At 63.0% G+C, this 20,212-nt stretch carries 18 protein-coding genes; 11 read left to right on the top strand and 7 right to left on the bottom strand.

The features are described 5' to 3' along the window. Positions 1-286 precede the first annotated feature (286 nt). The 6 genes from pepN (at position 287) to DEM26_RS15180 (ending at position 7,755) form a co-directional block, all read left to right on the top strand. Positions 287-2,857 carry an aminopeptidase N gene (pepN, locus tag DEM26_RS15205; protein WP_109172765.1) on the top strand — a complete coding sequence of 857 codons (2,571 nt, stop codon included), beginning with the start codon at positions 287-289 and terminating at the stop codon, positions 2,855-2,857. Positions 2,858-2,998: 141 nt separating this feature from the next. Beyond that, positions 2,999-3,412: a hypothetical protein gene (locus DEM26_RS15200; protein WP_075775505.1), complete on the top strand. Its 414-nt coding sequence runs from the start codon at positions 2,999-3,001 to the stop codon at positions 3,410-3,412. 86 nt (positions 3,413-3,498) lie between these two features. After that, the gene (gene gatB / locus DEM26_RS15195) at positions 3,499-5,016 is read left to right on the top strand and encodes an Asp-tRNA(Asn)/Glu-tRNA(Gln) amidotransferase subunit GatB (protein ID WP_109172764.1); all 1,518 of its coding nucleotides are present in this window, start codon (positions 3,499-3,501) and stop codon (positions 5,014-5,016) included. Between the two features lie 143 nt (positions 5,017-5,159). Beyond that, entirely contained in the window at positions 5,160-6,131 is a 972-nt protein-coding gene (locus DEM26_RS15190) for a DUF808 domain-containing protein (protein ID WP_109172763.1), read from the top strand. 72 nt (positions 6,132-6,203) lie between these two features. Continuing rightward, positions 6,204-6,947 (top strand): alpha/beta hydrolase, encoded by a 744-nt coding sequence (locus DEM26_RS15185; RefSeq protein ID WP_088720272.1) that lies wholly within the window; start codon positions 6,204-6,206, stop codon positions 6,945-6,947. A gap of 97 nt (positions 6,948-7,044) precedes the next feature. Continuing rightward, on the top strand, positions 7,045-7,755 hold the full coding sequence (locus DEM26_RS15180) for an alpha/beta fold hydrolase (RefSeq protein ID WP_075775509.1): 711 nt from the start codon (positions 7,045-7,047) through the stop codon (positions 7,753-7,755). Between the two features lie 97 nt (positions 7,756-7,852). Here DEM26_RS15180 and DEM26_RS15175 read toward each other — a convergent pair whose 3' ends face one another. Together DEM26_RS15175 and phaZ are read right to left on the bottom strand one after the other, a co-directional pair. Continuing rightward, positions 7,853-8,500 (bottom strand): hypothetical protein, encoded by a 648-nt coding sequence (locus tag DEM26_RS15175; protein ID WP_146194471.1) that lies wholly within the window; start codon positions 8,498-8,500, stop codon positions 7,853-7,855. A gap of 95 nt (positions 8,501-8,595) precedes the next feature. Then, positions 8,596-9,906: a polyhydroxyalkanoate depolymerase gene (gene phaZ / locus DEM26_RS15170; RefSeq protein WP_075775511.1), complete on the bottom strand. Its 1,311-nt coding sequence runs from the start codon at positions 9,904-9,906 to the stop codon at positions 8,596-8,598. A gap of 110 nt (positions 9,907-10,016) precedes the next feature. Here phaZ and phaC point away from each other — a divergent pair, with 110 nt between their 5' ends. From phaC to DEM26_RS15145, 5 genes are all read left to right on the top strand, one after another. Then, positions 10,017-11,810, top strand: coding sequence for a class I poly(R)-hydroxyalkanoic acid synthase (gene phaC / locus DEM26_RS15165; RefSeq protein ID WP_109172761.1), 1,794 nt, complete (start codon positions 10,017-10,019; stop codon positions 11,808-11,810). A 143-nt stretch (positions 11,811-11,953) separates the two neighbouring features. After that, positions 11,954-12,403, top strand: a complete 450-nt coding sequence (locus DEM26_RS15160) for a phasin, PhaP (RefSeq protein WP_075775513.1) — start codon at positions 11,954-11,956, stop codon at positions 12,401-12,403. Between the two features lie 150 nt (positions 12,404-12,553). Continuing rightward, positions 12,554-13,102 carry a polyhydroxyalkanoate synthesis repressor PhaR gene (gene phaR / locus DEM26_RS15155; protein WP_088720270.1) on the top strand — a complete coding sequence of 183 codons (549 nt, stop codon included), beginning with the start codon at positions 12,554-12,556 and terminating at the stop codon, positions 13,100-13,102. A 293-nt stretch (positions 13,103-13,395) separates the two neighbouring features. After that, positions 13,396-15,345, top strand: a complete 1,950-nt coding sequence (gene thrS, locus DEM26_RS15150) for a threonine--tRNA ligase (protein ID WP_075775515.1) — start codon at positions 13,396-13,398, stop codon at positions 15,343-15,345. Between the two features lie 228 nt (positions 15,346-15,573). After that, positions 15,574-15,780, top strand: coding sequence for a cold-shock protein (locus tag DEM26_RS15145; protein ID WP_075775516.1), 207 nt, complete (start codon positions 15,574-15,576; stop codon positions 15,778-15,780). Positions 15,781-15,872: 92 nt separating this feature from the next. Here the strand turns inward: DEM26_RS15145 and DEM26_RS15140 are convergent, their stop codons facing one another. The 5 genes from DEM26_RS15140 to proS form a co-directional block, all read right to left on the bottom strand. After that, positions 15,873-16,196, bottom strand: coding sequence for an arsenate reductase family protein (locus DEM26_RS15140; RefSeq protein WP_075775517.1), 324 nt, complete (start codon positions 16,194-16,196; stop codon positions 15,873-15,875). Then, on the bottom strand, positions 16,193-16,876 hold the full coding sequence (locus DEM26_RS15135) for an ABC transporter ATP-binding protein (protein WP_075775518.1): 684 nt from the start codon (positions 16,874-16,876) through the stop codon (positions 16,193-16,195). The genes DEM26_RS15140 and DEM26_RS15135 overlap by 4 nt, the downstream gene beginning before the upstream one ends. Beyond that, the gene (locus tag DEM26_RS15130) at positions 16,869-18,161 is read right to left on the bottom strand and encodes a lipoprotein-releasing ABC transporter permease subunit (RefSeq protein WP_088720312.1); all 1,293 of its coding nucleotides are present in this window, start codon (positions 18,159-18,161) and stop codon (positions 16,869-16,871) included. The genes DEM26_RS15135 and DEM26_RS15130 overlap by 8 nt, the downstream gene beginning before the upstream one ends. A gap of 145 nt (positions 18,162-18,306) precedes the next feature. After that, positions 18,307-18,831: a hypothetical protein gene (locus DEM26_RS15125; RefSeq protein WP_109172760.1), complete on the bottom strand. Its 525-nt coding sequence runs from the start codon at positions 18,829-18,831 to the stop codon at positions 18,307-18,309. Beyond that, positions 18,818-20,155, bottom strand: coding sequence for a proline--tRNA ligase (proS, locus tag DEM26_RS15120; protein ID WP_075775521.1), 1,338 nt, complete (start codon positions 20,153-20,155; stop codon positions 18,818-18,820). Before proS ends, DEM26_RS15125 begins: the two co-directional genes overlap by 14 nt. Positions 20,156-20,212 lie beyond the last annotated feature (57 nt).

Raw genomic sequence — 20,212 nt, 5'->3', positions numbered from 1 at the left:
GTCGGGGCCGTGGCGCAGAGCGCATCGATCCGGCCCCCTTCACTTCGGGTAACGCGGTCGTCCCGGTTCGGGTTCAGCCCGTCGGCAGCGAACCGCCCGGCCCTGCCGGCGAAACCGCTTTGAAAACCGCGCGCGGGACGGATACTCTTGGCACTGAACTGCGTGACTGAGGCGAAACCGGATCGCGCCCGCCCGAAACGGGAAGCGATACCCAGAAGGCGCGCTTGCCTTCGCGCCGAAACGTTCCACGTCACACAAGCCGAGAATAACGAGGAATATCGCAAGAATGCCCGCCGACACGACGGCTACCCAAGCCCTTCCCAAGCGCCTGATCGACTACCGCCCCTATCCTTTCACGCTCAAGAGCGTGGGACTCGATTTCACGCTCGATCCGGACGCGACAGAAGTACGCGCGCGCCTAGCCTTCTCTCCGCGGGAAGCGGTGGCGGCGCTGCATCTCGATGGGGAGGAGCTGGAGCTTGTCTCGATTGCGCTGGACGGGCGCGAGCTGGCCTCCGGTGAATACCAACTCAGCAAGACCGGCCTTACGCTCCCGGCGGATATTCTGCCGGCACGAGACTTCACGCTGGAGACCGTGACGCGGATCGCACCCTCGAAAAACACCGCGCTGGAAGGGCTTTACATGTCGAACGGCATGTATTGCACGCAATGCGAGGCCGAGGGCTTCCGCAAGATTACCTTCTATCCGGACCGCCCCGACGTGATGGCGCGCTTCCACGTCACGATTACCGGCGATCAGCCGGTTCTGTTGTCGAATGGCGATCTGGTCGCGAACCGCGACGGCTATGCCGAATGGGTCGATCCGTGGCCCAAGCCCGCCTATCTCTTCGCACTGGTCGCGGGTGACCTTCGCGCGCATTCGGGCACATTCACCACGATGTCGGGCCGAGAGGTCGCCACGAATATCTGGGTCCGTCCGGGCGACGAAGACCGTTGCGACTTCGCGCTGCAGGCGCTGCATCGGTCGATGCGCTGGGACGAAGAGGTTTACGGCCGCGAATACGACCTGGACATCTTCAACATCGTCGCCGTCGACGACTTCAATATGGGCGCGATGGAGAACAAGGGGTTGAACATTTTCAACTCCAAATGGGTTCTCGCCTCGCCCGAGACCGCGACCGATGCTGATTACGAGCGTATCGAAGGCATCATCGCGCACGAATATTTCCACAACTGGACCGGCAACCGCATCACCTGCCGCGACTGGTTCCAGCTGTGCCTGAAAGAGGGGCTGACGGTCTATCGCGACCAGCAGTTCACCGGCGACATGCGCGGACACGCGACGAAGCGGATCGACGACGTTCTGGCGCTGCGCGGGCGGCAGTTCCGCGAGGATCGCGGTCCGCTGTCGCACCCGCCGCGCCCCGATCATTACCGCGAGATCAACAACTTCTACACCGCGACCGTCTACGAGAAAGGCGCCGAGATCGTGGGCATGTTGCACCGCCTGCTGGGGCCCGACGGCTATCGCGCCGCGCTCGACCTCTATTTCGAGCGCCATGACGGGCAGGCCTGCACGATCGAGGACTGGCTGAAGGTGTTCGAGGACAGCTCGGGCCGCGATCTGAGCCAGTTCAAGCGCTGGTATACCGATGCGGGCACGCCGACGCTACGGGTGCGCGACAGCTTCAAGGACGGCGTATACACGCTTGAATTCGAACAGGAAACGCGCCCCACGCCCGGTCAGGAAGAAAAGCCGTTGCGCCACATCCCGATTGAAGTCGGGCTGCTCAACGAGAATGGCGACGAGGTCGTGCCATCCACCGTTCTTGAGATGACAGAGGCGAGGCAGAGCTTCACCTTCGACGGGCTCGCGACGCGCCCGGTGCCCTCGATCCTGCGCGACTTCTCCGCCCCCGTGCGGCTGGAGCGCGACGCCGACACGTCCGAGCTTGCCTTCCTGCTGACCCATGACCGCGACCCGTTCAACCGATGGGAAGCGGGGCGTGCGCTGGCCCAGAAGATGCTGATCGGGCGCGTTCTGGGACAAGAGGGTGACCGATCCTTCTCCGATGCGATGGGTGCGCTGTTGCGCGACGAATCCGCCGATCCGGCCTTCCGCGCGCTGTGTCTGAACCTGCCCTCCGAGGAAAGCATCGCGCAGGCGCTCTACGATCAGGGCGAGACGCCCGATCCTGCGGCGATCCATGAGGCGCGCGAAGCGCTCGCCCGCGATGTTGCGACTGCGCATAAGACGCTTCTGGCCGAGATTTTCACCAAGACCGAAGCGACGGCGCCCTACAGCTCCGACCCGGAGCAGGCTGGCCCGCGGGCGCTGCGCCTTGCCGTTCTGCGGCTTTTGAACCGCATCGACGGCGGAGCCCGCGCGGGTGCCCTGTTCGCCTCGGCCGAGAACATGACCGAAAGCTTCGGCGCGCTCGCGGCACTGGTGCAGACCGGACAGGATGCGAGCGCGATGGCCGAATTCCGCGACCGCTGGCAGGGCGACCGGCTGGTGATGGACAAGTGGTTCCTCGTCCAGCTCGCCAATTGCCCGCCAGAGATGGCGCTGGAGCGCGCCGAGGCGCTGACCGGCGATCCGCTCTTCACATGGAAGACGCCGAACCGCTTCCGGGCGCTGATGGCGGGGCTGTCGGGCAATCACGCGGGCTTCCACCGCGCGGACGGGGCGAGCTATCGCTTCTATGCCGATTGGCTGCTCAAGCTCGATCCGGTCAACCCGCAGGTCGCCGCCCGCATGTCCACCGCTTTCGAGACATGGACGCGCTATGACGAAGGCCGGCGCGAGAAGATGCGCAGCGAGTTGGAACGGATCGCCGCGCAACCGGGTCTCAGTCGCGACCTGTCCGAGATGACGCAGCGTCTACTGGGCTGATTTCCGCGCGGCGCCTGCGCGCGATCCCGGAAGACCACGGATTGGCCGCATTCTCGGCCCATCCGTGCCGGGTTCTCGCGCTACGAAAGGCGGACGCTCGCGACTTGCGGGCGTTGGGCAGTTTCGCGAACAGGCTCGACCATGGACGACAATGAATTTGAATACCGACACCAGGCCCGCCGGGCGGGAGGGTATCTTGCGCTCGCCTTCGGGATGGCGCTGCTCTACGGCGCAATGAAACTGACCGCGACGACATGGATTCATGTCGCCGCGTGGATCTATCTCGCCCTCACTTTGTACAAGCTGATGCGCAACCGCTCGGGGCTGCTGCGGATCACGCCTGCGCGAATGGAAGTCTACCGCAACGGGCGGCAATTGGGCACGTTCCCCCTCGCACAGATCGACTCGGCGCGGCTGCGGCGGCGCAAGCTTGCGGGCGACGAATGCATGGTCACGCTGCGCGACGGGCGTCGCGCCTACCTGCCACGAGAGGCCACGCCGCCGCTCGACCGGCTCAGCGCGATTTTCGAATCCTACGGGGTGCCGCTGGTCTGATGTCCGCTGCGGGGCGGTCGCCCTCTTGCCCCCGCCCCTGCCCTGTCCTAGAAGCTTGCCCAAGCCTTTACTGACAGGATGTGGACATGCTCGACCATCTCGAATTCCAAGCCCCCGAACCCAAGGTCATTGCCGGTGCCAAATCGGATTGGGAGCTGGTGATCGGGCTTGAAGTCCACGCGCAGGTGGCCTCGAAAGCCAAGCTGTTCTCGGGCGCCTCGACCAAGTTCGGCGCAGAGCCGAACTCGAACGTGGCCTTCGTCGACGCGGCGATGCCGGGGATGCTGCCGGTGATCAACGAGTTCTGCGTGGCGCAGGCGGTGCGCACGGGCCTCGGCCTCAAGGCCGACATCAACCTGCGCTCGGCCTTCGACCGGAAGAACTATTTCTACCCCGACCTGCCGCAGGGCTACCAGATTTCGCAGCTCTACCACCCCATCGTGGGCGAGGGCGAAATCATCGTCGATATGGGCCCGGGCGTCGCGCGCAAGGTCCGGATCGAGCGTATCCACCTCGAGCAGGATGCGGGCAAGTCGATCCACGACATGGACCCGCATATGTCCTTCGTGGACCTCAACCGTACCGGCGTCGCGCTGATGGAGATCGTCTCACGCCCCGACATCCGCGGCCCGGAAGAGGCTGCGGCCTATGTCGGCAAGCTGCGTCAGATCCTGCGCTACCTGGGCACCTGCGACGGCAACATGCAGAACGGCAACCTGCGCGCCGACGTCAACGTCTCGATCTGCAAGCCGGGCGCTTACGAGAAATATCAGGAAACGCAGGATTTCAGCCATCTCGGCACGCGCTGCGAGATCAAGAACATGAACTCGATGCGCTTCATTCAGCAGGCCATCGAATACGAGGCCCGTCGCCAGATCGCCATCGTCGAAGACGGCGGCGAAGTGGTGCAGGAAACCCGCCTTTACGATCCCGACAAGGGCGAGACGCGCTCGATGCGGTCGAAGGAAGAAGCGCATGATTACCGCTACTTCCCCTGCCCCGACCTGCTGCCGCTGGAAATCGAGCAGGCCTGGGTCGACGATATCGGCGCCTCGATGCCCGAACTGCCGGACGCGAAGAAAGCGCGTTTCGTCAAGGAGCTGGGACTGTCGGAATACGATGCCTCGGTGCTGACCGCAGAGGTCGAGAACGCGGATTACTTCGAGGCCGTGGTGGCCGAGGCCTGTGACGGCAAGCTTGCCGCGAACTGGGTCATCAACGAGCTGTTCGGTCGCCTGAAGAAGGAAGACCACGACATCACCTCGAGCCCGGTCGATGCCGCGCAGCTTGGCGCGATCATCCGGCTGATCAAGTCCGACAAGATTTCGGGCAAGATCGCGAAGGACCTCTTCGAGATCGTCTACACCGAAGGCGGCGACCCCGAGAAGATCGTGGAAGAGCGCGGCATGATCCAGGTCACCGATACCGGCGCCATCGAGGCCGCCGTGGATGAGGTGATCGCCGCGAACCCCGAGCAGGTCGAGAAGGCGAAGGCCAACCCGAAGCTCGCCGGCTGGTTCGTCGGTCAGGTGATCAAGGCTTCGGGCGGCAAGGCCAACCCGAAGGCGGTGAACCAGATCGTGGCGCAGAAGCTGGGTCTTTAAGCCATCCTGAAGATCCGAAACGAGGCGCCTTCGGGCGCCTTTTTTCATGTCACGCCGCCGGTTTTCGGGAACAGCTTTGCGGCTTGTGGCTTGGGGTCACGCCCCGTAGGTTCACGAGGGCGTGACACGGAAAGGACCGATCCATGAGCGGACTGCTGGCGCTTCTCGATGACGTGGCGGGGATCGCCAAGGTGGCGGCGACCTCGATCGACGATGCGGCAGGTCAGGCGGCCAAGGCGGGCTCGAAGGCGGCTGGCGCGCTGATCGACGATGCGGCGGTGACCCCGAAATATGTCCACGGCTTCAAGCCCGCCCGCGAATTGCCGATCGTGGGGAAGATCGCGCTCGGCTCGATCAAGAACAAGCTCATATTCCTGCTGCCAGCGGCACTGCTGCTCTCTGCCTTCGCGCCGTGGCTGATCACGCCCTTGCTGATGCTCGGCGGGTCGTACCTGTGTTTCGAAGGCGCGGAGAAGGTCTATCACCTGTTCAAACCGCATGAGCCCGATGCCGAGGGCCATGTCGCGGCAGAAACCGCCGACCATCTCGAGGAAAAACGGGTGAAATCCGCGGTGAAGACCGATTTCATCCTCTCCGCCGAGATCATGACCATCGGCCTCGCCGCCCTGCCCTCGGGCCAGCCGATCTGGATGGAGGCTATCGCGCTCGCCATCATCGGGATCGGCGTGACGGTGGTGGTCTATGGCTCGGTCGCATTGATCGTGAAAGCCGACGACGCGGGGCTATGGCTGGCCGAGAACGGCAAGCTCGGGCCGACGCGTTCGTTCGGGCGCGGCATCGTGCATGTGATGCCCAGATTGATGCAGTTGCTGATGGTCGTCGGCACCGCCGCGATGATCTGGGTCGGCGGCAATATCGTGCTGCACGGTCTGACAGAGCTTGGCTGGCACGCGCCCTATGACTGGATCCACCATCAGGCCGAGGCCGCAGCCCACGCGGCAGGCACGGCGGGAGGTTTCGTCAGCTGGGCCGTCACCGCGTTCTTCGACGGCATCTTCGGGCTGATCTACGGGCTGGTCCTGATCCCCGTTGTCACCCGGATCATCCAGCCGATCTACCGCGCCGTTACCGGCAAGGAAAAACCCGCTCACTGAGCGCAAGCGGACAGGTTGAGGCCATCCGCGCCGCCCTATAGGCTGGGCGCGAACAGATCGCAGGAACCGCAGATGACCGAGTATTTCGAGACCCAAGAAGGCCGCCGCATCGCCTATAACCTGACGCCGGGCAAAGGGCCGGGCGTAGTTTTCCTCGGCGGGTTCAAATCCGACATGGAAGGCACGAAGGCGCTGGCGCTGGAAGACTGGGCAAAGCGCGAGGGCCGCGCCTTCCTGCGCTTCGACTATTCCGGCCACGGCGTCTCGGACGGCGCATTCGAGGACGGCGCGATCGGCGACTGGTTTGAGGATGCGCGCGACGTGATCATGGCCAAGACCGAAGGCCCGCAGATCCTCGTGGGCTCCTCGATGGGCGGCTGGATCTCGCTCCTGATGTCGCGCGAACACCCCGAGAAAGTCGCGGGCCTCGTTACCATCGCCGCGGCCCCCGATTTCACCGAAGACGGCTATTGGGCGAGCTTCGACAAGGAAACCCGGCACAAGCTGGAAAGCGAAGGCTCGATCGCGGTCCCGTCGGATTACGGCGAGCCCTATGTCATCACCCGCCGCCTCATCAACGAGGGTCGCGAGCGGTTGGTGCTGCGCAGCCCGCTGGCGCTGCCCTTCCCCACACGCTTCCTGCAAGGCACCGCCGACGAGGCCGTGAGCACCGAGACCGCGATCCGGCTGCTGGAGCATGCCGAGGGCGCGGACATGCGCCTGACCTTGGTCAAAGGCGCCGATCACCGCTTCTCGGATCCGGATTGCCTCGCGCTGATCGAGACCGCGCTGGCGGAGGTGCTGGCCCGGCTGTGATCCGCTGCTTGCGGCATTTCGATTTGCTTGACCTCGGCCCTTGCGGCACACTCGACGCGAGAAGCGCGAAAACGCGCCGCGATTGAGGTTTCGAGCGATGCCAAGCGATCCGCTGGTCTTTCTTCCCGGTTTCATGTGCGACGCGCGGCTGTTCTGGCACCCGCTGCAAGAGCTGTCTTCCGAGCGTTCGGTGATGGTGGCGCGGCTGCGCGGCACGACGATCGAGGAGATGGCACAGGCGGTTTTGGACGAGGCGCCGCCCCAGTTCGCGCTGGTCGGGCATTGGCTGGGCGCGGTCGTCGCGATCGAGATCCTGCGCCGCGCACCCGACCGGGTGACCCAGGTCGCATTACTCGACGTCTCCCCCCTGCCCGAGATGCCGCAGATCGCCGCCGCGCGCGAAACCCGGATCGTGAAGGCGCTCACCGGGCGGCTCGACGAGATGATGCTGGAGGAAATCCCCGCCGACAGCCTCGCCCCCGATCCCGGCCGCGCTGAAATTCAGGCGATGCTGCTGGAGATGGCGGCAGGCTTGGGCGCCAACACGTTCGAGGCGCAGTCCCGCGCCCTGATGCGCCGCCCCGACCTGCAACGCACGCTGCGCGCCACGAAAACCCGCGCGCTGCTGATGTGCGGCGAATACGACAAGATCTGCCCGCCCCGCCGGCACGAATTCCTCGCCGAGCTGATGCCGCACGCCGAGTTCCGCCTGATCCTCGGCGCGGGCCACCTGAGCCCGCTGGAACAACCCGAGAAGATCACCCAGAACCTGCGCGACTGGCTGGAGGCGCCGTTATTGTTGGCGTGACGGAAAGGGCCGCGTTGCGAACAAACTTGCCATTCGAGGTTCTAAGCCGAATGCCTGCTTCTGATTTTTCACGCAGATTTTTCCAAAGTCTTGGAATCTATTCGGCCCTGCACGAACTAATTGCCTGTTCGCCGGTCCATGCTGAAAAGAATGTTCCATCGGGTGAGAAGGAGAGATTGCTGCTCACTCGGCAGCCATTTGGATTTCTTTCAGAAAGCAAAAACGCTTCACTCACCAGAGGCGGGATCGGAGACAGTTTCTTGTCAATTTCGTGAGTTCCTGCACCGATCAACCCGACTTGTTCGATCAGAAAGTGACGCAGCAGCAGCGCTTGCTCCACCGCATCCAAGGCACGCCCTTCATCGGCCAATCTAACTTCGCACAAATGCCGGGTGGTGCCTTCTCGAGAACTCCATCCGGTAAGCACTACATAAAGCTCTGAACCCGGGCGCATCCACGCCCTCTGGTTAGAATGCATTCCCCAATCCCGCGCATGGCGCTCTGCGACGCTCTTCTCTTCCAGCCCCTCGCGGTTAAACTCCGAGTTCATTTCGATAGACACGCGACAGCGTTCGAAAAGGCTTGCGAAGTCGTGCAACAAGCCTTGTGCATCGCCTGAACTGCCCCAAAAAGAAAACGCCACCAGAAACGTAGCAAAGCGCTTTGGCACAAGAAAATTTTTGCGCATTTCATCGATCCGAACTCTCGAGAAGGAGACCTTCATCCACAAATCATAATCGGTCAACTTGGGCTCGAAACGGCCAATCGCCGCGATCGGCATTATACAAAAAACGCCGCCCCCTCGGAGCGGCGTTTTTTAATTCCAAACGGCGATCAAACTCACCCCGCCTCGGCCGTCTTCACCTTCTTTTTCCGGATCGGGGTGACCGTCGCGGGCTTGCCCTTCCCGGGCGCCGGGTTGTCGGCGTTCTCGTCGATGAAATCGAGCACGAGCGGGCGGATGTTGTTGCGCCAGTGCGAGCCTGCGAAGATGCCGTAATGGCCTGCGCCGGGCTCGAGGTGCTGTTGCTTCATCGAATCCGGCACGCCGGAGCAAAGGCCGAGCGCGGCGACGCATTGGCCGGGGGCAGAGATGTCGTCCTTCTCGCCCTCAACGGTCTTCACCGCGACCTTGGTGATCTTCGAGATATCGACCATCTTGCCGCCGACCTCGAAGCGGTTCTTGGCGATCTCGAGGCCCTTGAAGATACGCTCGACCGTCGAGAGGTAGAACTCGGCAGTCATGTCCATCACGGCAAGGTATTCGTCATAGAAGCGGTAATGCTTGTCGTGCTCCGATCCTTCGCCAGAGGCCTCTTTCCAGATCTTGTCCTGGAAGGCCTGCGCGTGCTTGTCCATGTTCATCGAGATGAAGGAGGCGAGCTGCATCAGGCCCGGATAGACCAGGCGCCCCGCGCCCTTGTATTTGAAGCCCACGCGCTGAATCACCATCTGCTCGAGCTGGCCCATCGTGACGCGACGGCCGAAATCGGTCACTTCGGTGGCGGCGGCGTCGGGATCGATCGGCCCGCCGATCAGGGTCAGCGTGCGCGGCTGCGCGGCGGGATCCTCGGCGGCGAGATAGGCGGTCGCGGCCAGCGCGAGCGGCGCCGGCTGACACACCGCGATCACGTTGGTATCAGGACCCATCTCTTTCATGAAATCGACAAGGTAGAGTGTATAGTCCTCGATATCGAACTTGCCTTCGGAGACGGGGATATCGCGCGCATTATGCCAATCGGTCACCCAGACATCGGCGTCGGGCAGCAGCGAGGCCACGGTGGAGCGCAGCAGCGTAGCGTAATGGCCCGACATCGGCGCCACCAGAAGGATGCGCCGCTCCATCGGCTCGCGGCCGTGGACGTTGAAATGCACGAGGCTGCCGAAGGGCTTGTTGAGCACCGTTTCGACTTCGACGAGGTGATCGCGCCCGTCCTCGGCGGCGATCGAATGGATGCCCCAATCGGGCTTGATCACCATCCGCGCGAAAGAGCGTTCCGTCACCCGGCCCCAAGCCGACATGATCTTGAACATCGGATGCGGGGCGAGGCCCCAGACCGGGTAGGACGCCATGGCGCGCGCCGAGGCGCCCATCCACTCGTTCGTGTTCCTGAAGGTTTCCATCAGGTCGTAGGACATGATCGTTTTCATATGCAACTCCTCGGGGCCGGCCACGCGCACACTCGGCAACGGAAACGCCGCTTTACCCCAAGACTGCGGCGATATTATGCTGGTTCAGAGGATAGGGAGGATTATCGTTCATGACAACCGAGGAGACGGACAAAATTGCTGCATCGCAGAAGATGCAGGAGAACCTCGCTCGCATCGAGGAACTGACCGAGCGGATGGTCGATGCGATCGCTCAGAAGCGCCCCGTGAATCCCGCCCTCGAAGGCCCCGGCGCCGATCTCTATTTCTCCTCCTCCGCGGCCATGATGAACGAATGGCTGGAGAAACCGTCAAAGATCCTCGAAGCCCAGGTGAATTACTGGGGTCAGGCGATGAAGCATTACCTCGAAGCGCAGGAGGCGCTCGCCAAGGGCGCGTTCCGCCCGCCCGAGGACACGGGCCCTTCCGACCCGCGTTTTGCCAATCCGCTCTGGGATAGCCATCCCTATTTCAACTATATCAAACAGCAATATCAGATCGCGGCGCAGGGCGTGCGCGAGACGGTCGACAAGCTCGAAGACCTGGATCCGGTGGACCGTCAGCGGCTCCAGTATTTCTCGCGCCAGATCATCGACCTGATGGCGCCGACCAACTTCCTCGCGACCAACCCTGATGCGCTGGAAAAGGCGATCGAGACCGAGGGCGAGAGCCTCGTGAAAGGGCTCGAGAACCTCGTGCGCGACATCGAGGCGAACCGCGGCGACCTGCTCGTGACGCTGGCCGACAAGGACGCCTTCACCGTGGGCGAGAATATCGGCACCGCCGAGGGTTCGGTGATCTACCGCAACCGTCTGTTCGAGCTGATCCAGTATACGCCGACCACCGAGAAGGTACACAAGACGCCGCTTCTGATCTTTCCGCCCTGGATCAACCGCTTCTACATCATGGACCTGAAGCCGCAGAACTCGCTGATCCGCTGGATCGTCGATCAGGGCTTCACCCTCTTCGTGGTCAGCTGGAAGAACCCCGACAAGAGCTATGCCGATGTCGGCATGGATGACTACGTGCAGGAGGGCTACCTCACCGCGATCGACGAGGTGAAGAAGATCACCGGCGAGAAGAAGGTCAACGCGGTCGGCTATTGCATCGCGGGTACCACGCTGTCGCTGACGCTGGGCCTGCTGAACAAGCACAAGGACAAGTCGATCAACTCGGCCACCTTCTTCACCACGCTCACCGATTTCTCGGATCAGGGCGAGTTCGCGGTCTTCCTGCAGGACGATTTCGTCGACGGGATCGAGCGGCAGTGCAAGGCCGACGGCGTGCTCGACAGCTATTTCATGTCGCGCACCTTCTCCTACCTGCGCTCGAACGACCTGATCTATCGGCCTGCGATCCGCAGCTACATGATGGGGGAATCCCCGCCCGCTTTCGATCTGCTGTTCTGGAACGGCGACTCGACGAACCTGCCGGGCAAGATGGCGGTCGAATATCTTCGCGGCCTTTGCCAGAAGGACCGCTTCGCGCGCGAAGGCTTCGAGGTGCTGGGCGAGACGGTCAAGGTCTCCGACGTCAACGTGCCGCTGATGGCGATCGCCTGCGAGACCGACCACATCGCGCCCTGGGTCGCCTCGTTCAACGGGGTCGCGAAGATGGGTTCGAAGGACAAGAGCTTCATCCTGTCGCAATCGGGCCACATCGCCGGAATCGTCAATCCGCCCAGCAAGAAGAAATACGGCCACTACACATCCGAGGCGCCGGTCGCGAATCCCAACGAGTGGAAAGCGCAAGCCGAGTTTCACGAGGGAAGCTGGTGGCCGCGCTGGGGCGAATGGCTGGCCAAGAAGTCCGGTGCGATGGTGCCCGCACGCCAGCCCGGCGATGCCGATCACCCGATTTTGGCAGACGCGCCCGGCACTTACGTCAAAGAGATGGTAAAGATATAACCTTCCCGCTTGGGTTGTGAATTTTCTGCGGCGCAGCAATTCTTCTCTTGAAATGCTGCGCCGCAGCATGTATATACGTTGCGTAACCCAAAGGGCCCCGCCAACGTTCCAGACCACGGGCCCCAACCCAACGGAGCACTCACATGGCCAAGACCCAAGACTACACCAAGATCATGCAGGACATGATGGCGTCCTTCCCCGTCGACACCTCGAAATTCCAGGATGCGTTCAAATCGCAAGCTGCCCTCGGCGAGAAGATGTCGAAAGTGGCGCTTGAAGCTGCCGGCAAGTCGACCGAAATCTCGACCAAATGGACCAAGGGCACCCTCGACAAGATGGGCGACCTGACCAAGACCAAGGAAGAGCCCGCCGATTACGCCAAGGCGATGAGCGACTTCGCGTCGGCTTCCGCCGAGATGGCTGCCGAGAACATGGCTGCCTTCGCTGAAATCGCGAAAAAGGTTCAGATGGACACCGTCGAGCTGATGATGGCCGCTGGCAAGGACATGTCGGAAGAAGCGTCCGCCACCGTCAAGAAGGCGACCGCCGACATGACCGCTGCGTCGAAGAAAGCCGCAACGGCTGCGAAATAAGACCTCAACGCGGGCACCGGCCTCCTCCTCCCAGCCGGCCCTGCGTATCTCGGGCGCGCCTTCGCGGCGCGCCCTTTTTCTTTTATTGATTTTGGCAGCGCGGCGTCTCACAATCGCTGCACACGCATAATCCGGGGAGGATCGCATCACATGGCCGCAGACGAAAAGCCCTTGCTGATCAAGCGTTACGCCAGCCGCCGTCTCTATAATACCGAGACCAGCGATTACGTGACGCTCGAAGACATCGCGAAATTCATCCGCGAGGGGCGCGAGGTGCAGATCGTCGATCTGAAATCGGGCGACGACCTGACACGGCAATATCTGCTGCAGATCGTGGCCGAGCACGAGAGCCGCGGCGAGAATGTTCTGCCCGTCGATGTTCTGACCGATCTGGTGCGCTCCTATACCGGCGCCGCGCAATCGGTGGTGCCGCAATTCCTCGCCGCGTCTTTCGAGATGCTGCGCGAGGGGCACTCGCAGATGCTCGAGAACATGAACAAGATGCCGAATCCGATGAGCTCGATGCCGGGTTTCGAGGCGCTGCAGGCGCAGCAACAGGCCTTCTTGCAGAACATGATGGCGGGCTGGGGAACCGCCGGCTCGTCCGGCCCCGCGCCGGACGATGGCGACGATCGCGGCGAGCTGGACGCGATCAAGAAACAGCTCGCCGATCTGCAGAGCAAGCTCAACAAGATGTAAGGAGAGGCGCCCGAGAGGCGCCTTTTTCCTATCCGGCGCAAGGGGGCGCTGCCCCCTCGGCGCGTCGCGCCTCACCCCCGGGATATTTTCGCCAACACGAAGGGGCAGCCGCCTCTGGTCCTCGCCTTGGTCGCAATATCCCCGGGGCTCGCAGGGCGGGGTCAGCCCCCCCCTGCGACGTCTCCCCCACCCCCTCCCCATTGACAGCCGCGCCCTGCCCGCGCAAAAGGCTCTGGAACCATATATCCCGCAACCGGGCGTTCCGTGGGCGCCAAACCGACGAGGAGGACGACATGTCCCAGATCTCCCTCACCTTTCCCGATGGCAATTCGCGCGACTACGACGCAGGCGTGACGCCGGCCGAAGTGGCCGCCTCCATCGCACCTTCGCTGGCGAAGAAAGCGATCTCCGCGCAGGTCAATGGCGCGCATTGGGATCTGCAATGGCCGATCCAGGAAGACGCGCAGATCGCCATCAACACGATGCAGGATGACGGCCCCGCGCTGGAGCTGATCCGCCACGACCTCGCCCATATCATGGCCCGCGCCGTGCAGGAGCTCTATCCCGGTGTGAAGGTCACGATCGGCCCGGTCCGCGACAATGGCTGGTTCTACGACTTCGACCGCGAAGAGCCCTTCACCCCCGAAGACCTCGGCGCGATCGAAAAGAAGATGCGCGAGATCATCAACGCGCGCGACGCCATCAAGACCGAGGTCTGGAGCCGCAAACACGCGATTGACCATTATCTGGCGACGAATGAGCCCTACAAGGTCGAACTGATCAACCGGATTCCGCAAGGCGAGGACATCCGGATGTATTGGCACGGCAACTGGCAGGATCTCTGCCGTGGTCCGCACCTGCAGCATACGGGTCAGGTCCCGGCGGATGCGTTCAAGCTGACCCATGTGGCCGGCGCCTATTGGCTGGGTGACTCGAGCCGCCCGATGCTGCAGCGCATCTACGGCGTGGCCTTCAAGACCAAGAAGGACCTAAACGCCTGGGTCACGATGATGGAGGAGGCCGCCAAGCGCGACCACCGCAAGCTCGGTCGCGAGATGGACCTGTTCCACATGCAGGAAGAGGCACCGGGCCAGATCTTCTGGCACCCGAACGGCTGGACGATCTACACCGCGCTGCAGGACTATATGCGCCGCAAGCAGCGCGATGACGGCTATGTCGAGGTGAACACGCCGCAGGTGGTGAACCGCAGGCTCTGGGAAGCCTCGGGCCACTGGGAGAACTATCAGGAGAACATGTTCATCGTCGAAGTCGACGAGGATCATGCACGTGAAAAGACGGTCAACGCGCTCAAGCCGATGAACTGCCCCTGCCACGTCCAGATTTTCAATCAGGGCGTCAAATCCTATCGCGACCTGCCGCTGCGCATGGCCGAGTTCGGCTCCTGCGCGCGCTACGAACCGTCCGGCGCGCTGCACGGCATCATGCGCGTGCGCGGTTTCACGCAGGATGACGCACATATTTTCTGCACCGAAGATCAGATCGAGGCGGAAACCGAGAAATTCATCAAGTTCCTGTCGGGGATCTACGACGATCTCGGCTTCACCGACTGGCGCATCAAGCTGTCGACGCGCCCCGAAAAGCGCATCGGCAGCGATGAGAGCTGGGATTACACCGAAGCCGCGCTCGGCAACGCCTGTAAGGCCGCCGGTTACGACTATGAGATCTTCGAAGGCGAAGGCGCCTTCTACGGTCCGAAACTGGAATTCGTGCTGACCGACGCGATCGGGCGCGACTGGCAATGCGGCACGCTGCAGGTCGACACCAACCTGCCCGAGCGGCTGGACGCGGAATTCGTGGGCTCGGATGGCGAGCGCCACCGCCCCGTGATGCTGCACCGCGCGGTGCTGGGCTCGTTCGAGCGTTTCATCGGCATGCTGATCGAGAACTTCGCCGGCAAGATGCCGCTCTGGCTCGCGCCGCGTCAGGTGGTCGTCGCGTCGATCGTATCCGACGCCGACGATTACGTGCTGGAAGTGACCTCGAAGCTGCGCGCCGCCGGTATCCGCGCCGAGGCCGACACCCGCAACGAGAAGATCAACTACAAGGTCCGCGAGCACTCGCTCGGCAAGGTTCCCTATATCTTCGCGATCGGGATGAAAGAGGTCGAGGAGCGCACGGTTTCGGTCCGCAAGCTCGGCGATACCCGCACCTCCACGGTGGCGATCGACGAGATCGTGGCACAGCTGATCACCGAATCGACGCCGCCCGATTTGCGCGAATAATCGCCAATTCAACGGCCTATCTCGAATTTTCACAGACCTGTGAGGGGCTTACGCCCCTCATGGAATGTCATTGCATTTTCGCAATTCTCGGAGAGACTTGAATACGCGTGTGTTACAGACTTTCCTACCGCCTCGCTTCTGAAAAAGGCAGCCGGAAGACCCGAAAGAGACTGGCTGCACGGCCCGGACGCAATATCGCGCCGGGAGACTACGAAGGAGAAGACGGTAATGGCCACTGGCACCGTGAAATGGTTCAATTCCACCAAGGGTTATGGCTTCATCGCGCCTGACGAAGGCGGCAAGGACGTGTTCGTGCACATCTCTGCTGTCGAACGTGCGGGTCTCAAGGGGCTCGATGACAATCAGAAGATCCAATATGAGCTGCAGTCGGGTCGCGACGGCCGCTCCTCGGCATCGGATCTGGTCCTGCTCTGATCGGGCGATCGGACGGCAAGGATTTGGAACGGCGCGCATCACGGGGTGCGCGCCGTTTTTCTTTTGTTAGCGTTAAGCGCGCAAGGGCGCCGTCAGAGCCATTCGGCCTGTGTGGCCTTCGCCCAGCCCAGCGTCAGCTTGTCGCCCTCGCGGATCACCGGGCGCTTCATCAGCGCGGGATGTTCGCCTAGCAGAACGGCGACAGGCTTTTCGCGCTCACTCTCGGGCAGATTGCGCCACGTCGTCGATGCACGGTTGACGATCTTGTCGCCGAACGCGCTTTCGAATTCTGCGACCTCAGCCGCCGTCAAAGGCTCCGCCCGCACATCGCGGAACTCCACGTCGCGCCCGGCCGCTTCCAAGGCCTTGCGCGCCTTGCGCACCGTGTCGCAGGTCGAAATCCCATAAACGATCATATCCCCTCCTCCAGCGCGCCGTTCTCCAGGTGCAACACACGGTCCATCTTGGCGGCGAGCTCCATGTTATGCGTCGCGATCAGCGCCGACAGGCCCGTCTCGCGCACCAGACCCATCAGCACGTCGAACACCGTGTCCGAGGTGGTCGGGTCGAGGTTGCCGGTAGGCTCGTCGGCCAGCAACAGGCTCGGCCCGTTCGCGAGCGCCCTGCAGAACGCCACACGTTGCTGCTCGCCACCCGATAGCGCCGAGGGGCGGTGATCCATCCGGCCCGCCATACCGACGCGGCTCAAGAGGTCCTTCGCCCGCTCTTCCGCGGCCTTGCGGCTGACGCCATTGGCCAGCTGCGGCAGCACGATATTCTCCACCGCCGAGAACTCCGGAAGCAGGTGGTGAAACTGGTAGACGAAGCCCAGCTTCTCGCGCCGCGCCGCCGTGCGTTTGCCGTCGCGCGCGCCGGTCAGATCCTCGCCATCGATCAGCACCCGACCGGAATCGGGCGTGTCCAGCAGCCCCGCGATATGCAGAAGCGTCGACTTGCCCGCCCCCGAAGGCGCGACCAGCGCCACGACCTGCCCTTTCGGAATGGTCAGATCCAGACCTTTGAGCACCGTGATCTCGTTCGGCTTGCCCCGGTTGTAGCACTTTTCCAGCTGTTCGCAGATCAGCACGTCATTCATAGCGCAGCGCCTCCACCGGGTTCATGCGCGCGGCACGGCGCGCCGGGAAGATGGTCACGATGAAGCTCAGCGCCAGCGACAGCGTCACCGCCTTGGTCACGTCCCAGGGCTGCAATTTCGCGGGTAGATGGTAGATGCCGCGGATCGACGGATCCCATGCATCGCCGCCATTGAGCCAGTTTACGAAGCCCATGACGTGGTCGATATTCACCGAGAACAGCACCCCGATCGCCAGCCCCGCGAGCGTCCCGATCACCCCGGTGAACGCGCCGCAAAGGAAGAAGACCCGCAGGATCGAACCCTCGCTAAGCCCCATCGTGCGCAGGATGCCGATGTCGCGACCCTTGTTCTTCACCAACATGATCAGTCCCGATGTGATGTTCATCGACGCGATCAGCACGAGGATCGAGAGGATGATGAACATTACGTTGTCTTCGACCGTCAGCGCGCGCAGGAAGCTCGACGATGCGTCCTTCCATGTCCACAAAAGCGTGCCCTTGCCGCTCGCATCCATGATCGCGGGCTCCCATTCGGCGATGCGCTCGGGATCGGCCACGTCCACGTCGATCTCATCGACCCCGCCCTCGCGGTTGAAGAAGCTCTGCGCCTCCTTGAAGGGCATATAAAGCCGCGTCTGGTCGATGTCGTAACGCCCGGCCGAGAAAACATAGGAGACCTTGTAGGCGTTCACGCGCGGGCTTGTGCCCGACGGAGTCTTCGCCCCATTGGGCGAAATCACCTTGACCGTGTCGCCCACCGTCACGCCCAGATCGCGCGCCATGCCGATGCCGATCGCGATGCCTTCACCGTAATTGTCGATATCGCCCTGCGCATCTTCGGAATGCGCGATATTGGGGATGTTCTTCAGATCCGACAGCGCCAGACCGTAGACATCCGCCACGTTGGAACGATCGCCGAAGCTGACCATCGCCTGACCGCGCACCGCCGGCGCGGCGCTCACCACGCCCGGGATCGCCTTGATCCGATCGGTGCGCTCGGCATAGTCGCGGATCAGCTTGGAATAGACGCCCGAGCCCTCCGCCACTTCCATCGGTGCGGAATAGACGGTGATCTGCGGATTCGAACCGACGATGGTCGAGACGAACTCGGCGCGAAAGCCCGCGCGCACGGCCAAGGTCGCGATCAGGGCGGCCACGCCAAGCGCAATGCCGATCAGGGAAATCCATGTCATGACCGAGACGCCACCTTCGGCGCGGCGCGCGCGCAGGTAGCGCCATGCGATCATGAACTCGAAACGGGAAAACGGGGCAGTGCGTGCGGCCATCGGCTCCATCCACGAAAATTCGGCGCAAGCTGGCGCGGCGGGGTCGAAAGGTCAAGCCTGCGCCCGGTCATAGCGGCGAGAGCGCGCCTCTTCGGCTTGGTCGAAATATCCCGGGGGCGCCCGGAACGGGCGGGGGCAGAGCCCCCTATTTGCAGCCCAGCGAGCCGGGCACATCCGCCAGAAGCGGTGCCATCGCCTCGGCCAGATCGGCGGGGTAATCGGTCTGCACCGAGGCAAGCACCGCCTCGCCCGCGCACTCGAGCCGCTGCGTCTTGCGCAGCGTCACCTTGCCGAACACGTCCTTGGAGCGGATCGCAAACCCGTCCTCGGTCATCTCGTCCGACAGCACCGTATCGCCATCGAGCAGGATCGTGTGCAGGAGTTGTTCATGCGCGGCCGTAAGGTCCGCGCCCGCATCGACATGGGCACGCAGCGCGACATGGGCGGTCTTGTGCGGGTCGATATCGGGCGCGGAGAACAGGATGCCGCCGCCCGGCATCTCGTCCGACGTCCAGCCCTTCGGCACCCTGGCCGAAATACCGAGCGCATCGCTCGACCACGGCACGAGACCTTGGCCGGCGCCCTGCCCCGTGCCTTCGGCCAGAGCGGGCCCGGCGAGCAAGCCCGCCGCGACCGCGCTGGCGGCAAGGATCAGATCAAAGCCCTTCATAGATGCCCACGATCTTCTCGACCGCCTCTTCAGCCGGCATCTCCTCGCTCTCGCCGGTGCGGCGGCAGGTCAGTTCAACCTTGTTGGCCGCGATCCCGCGCGGACCGACGGTAATGCGCCACGGCAGACCGATCAGGTCCATAGTGGCGAATTTCGCGCCCGCGCGCTCTTCGCGGTCGTCATAGAGCGGGTCGAGCCCGTGGTCGAGGAACGCGCGGTAGAGCGCCTCGCAGGCGCTGTCGCAGCTGACATCGCCCTGCTTGAGGTTGACGATGCCGACATGGAACGGCGTCACGCCCTCGGGCCAGATGATGCCCTTGTCGTCATGGTTCGCCTCGATCAGCGCGCCGACGAGACGGCTCACGCCGATCCCGTGCGAGCCCATATGGACCGGCACCTTCGCGCCATCCGGGGTCTGAACGGTTGCACCCAATGCCTCGGAATATTGCGTGCCGAAATAGAAGATCTGGCCGACCTCGATCCCGCGCGCGACGCGGCGACGCTCTTCGGGGACCTCGTTGAAGACCGCCTCGTCATGGGTCTCGTCGGTGCGGGCATAGCGCGAGGTGAATTCCTCCAGCACGCCCTGGCACTGCGCCACGTCGTCATAATCGATTTCGCGGTCGCCGAAGGTCAGATCGGTGATCTCGCTGTCGTAGAACACCTCCGACTCGCCCGTTTCGGCCAGCACGAGGAATTCATGGGTGTAATCGCCGCCGATCGGGCCGCTATCGGCGCGCATCGGGATCGCCTGCAGGCCCATGCGCTCATAGGTGCGCAGGTAGCTGACGAGGTGGCGGTTATAGGCGTGCAGCGCGTCTTCCTTCGACAGATCGAAGTTGTAGCCGTCCTTCATCAGGAATTCGCGGCCGCGCATCACGCCGAAGCGCGGGCGGATCTCGTCGCGGAATTTCCACTGGATCTGATAGAGCGTCAGCGGCAGCTGCTTGTAGCTAGAGACATGGGCGCGGAAGATGTCGGTCACCATCTCCTCGGCGGTGGGCGAGTAAAGCATATCGCGGCCCTGCCGGTCGGTGATCCGCAGCATCTCTTCGCCATAGCCGTCATAACGGCCCGACTCGCGCCACAGATCGGCCGATTGCAGCGTCGGCATCTGGATCGCGAGGTGGCCGGCGCGCGCCTGCTCTTCGTGCACGATCTGCTCGATCCGGCGCAGCACCTTGAAGCCCATCGGCAGCCAGGAATAGATCCCGGCCTGCTGCTGCTTGATCATACCCGCACGCAGCATCAGCCGATGCGAGGCGATCTGCGCCTCGGCGGGGGTTTCCTTGAGAACGGGAAGAAAATAGCGGGACAGGCGCATGAGCGGTCCTTCGAGGGTTGGTGTCAGACGTTGCGTTTGGCCTAGAGGAAACGGGGG

The sequence above is a fragment of the Thioclava sp. NG1 genome (assembly GCF_003122275.1).
Lineage (GTDB): Bacteria > Pseudomonadota > Alphaproteobacteria > Rhodobacterales > Rhodobacteraceae > Thioclava > Thioclava nitratireducens.
Note: the sequence above shows the minus strand (reverse complement) of the source record. Positions and strands in the feature narration are given on the sequence as shown.

Coding starts and splice junctions, on each gene's coding strand:
- DEM26_RS15160 (WP_075775513.1), top strand. CDS start 11,954: ATGGCCAAGACCCAAGACTACACCAAGATCATGCAGGACATGATGGCG.
- phaZ (WP_075775511.1), bottom strand. CDS start 9,906: ATGAAAACGATCATGTCCTACGACCTGATGGAAACCTTCAGGAACACG.
- gatB (WP_109172764.1), top strand. CDS start 3,499: ATGCTCGACCATCTCGAATTCCAAGCCCCCGAACCCAAGGTCATTGCC.
- DEM26_RS15135 (WP_075775518.1), bottom strand. CDS start 16,876: ATGAATGACGTGCTGATCTGCGAACAGCTGGAAAAGTGCTACAACCGG.
- DEM26_RS15180 (WP_075775509.1), top strand. CDS start 7,045: ATGCCAAGCGATCCGCTGGTCTTTCTTCCCGGTTTCATGTGCGACGCG.
- proS (WP_075775521.1), bottom strand. CDS start 20,155: ATGCGCCTGTCCCGCTATTTTCTTCCCGTTCTCAAGGAAACCCCCGCC.
- DEM26_RS15190 (WP_109172763.1), top strand. CDS start 5,160: ATGAGCGGACTGCTGGCGCTTCTCGATGACGTGGCGGGGATCGCCAAG.
- phaR (WP_088720270.1), top strand. CDS start 12,554: ATGGCCGCAGACGAAAAGCCCTTGCTGATCAAGCGTTACGCCAGCCGC.
- DEM26_RS15200 (WP_075775505.1), top strand. CDS start 2,999: ATGGACGACAATGAATTTGAATACCGACACCAGGCCCGCCGGGCGGGA.
- DEM26_RS15125 (WP_109172760.1), bottom strand. CDS start 18,831: ATGAAGGGCTTTGATCTGATCCTTGCCGCCAGCGCGGTCGCGGCGGGC.
- pepN (WP_109172765.1), top strand. CDS start 287: ATGCCCGCCGACACGACGGCTACCCAAGCCCTTCCCAAGCGCCTGATC.
- DEM26_RS15145 (WP_075775516.1), top strand. CDS start 15,574: ATGGCCACTGGCACCGTGAAATGGTTCAATTCCACCAAGGGTTATGGC.
- DEM26_RS15185 (WP_088720272.1), top strand. CDS start 6,204: ATGACCGAGTATTTCGAGACCCAAGAAGGCCGCCGCATCGCCTATAAC.
- DEM26_RS15130 (WP_088720312.1), bottom strand. CDS start 18,161: ATGGCCGCACGCACTGCCCCGTTTTCCCGTTTCGAGTTCATGATCGCA.
- DEM26_RS15140 (WP_075775517.1), bottom strand. CDS start 16,196: ATGATCGTTTATGGGATTTCGACCTGCGACACGGTGCGCAAGGCGCGC.
- thrS (WP_075775515.1), top strand. CDS start 13,396: ATGTCCCAGATCTCCCTCACCTTTCCCGATGGCAATTCGCGCGACTAC.
- phaC (WP_109172761.1), top strand. CDS start 10,017: ATGACAACCGAGGAGACGGACAAAATTGCTGCATCGCAGAAGATGCAG.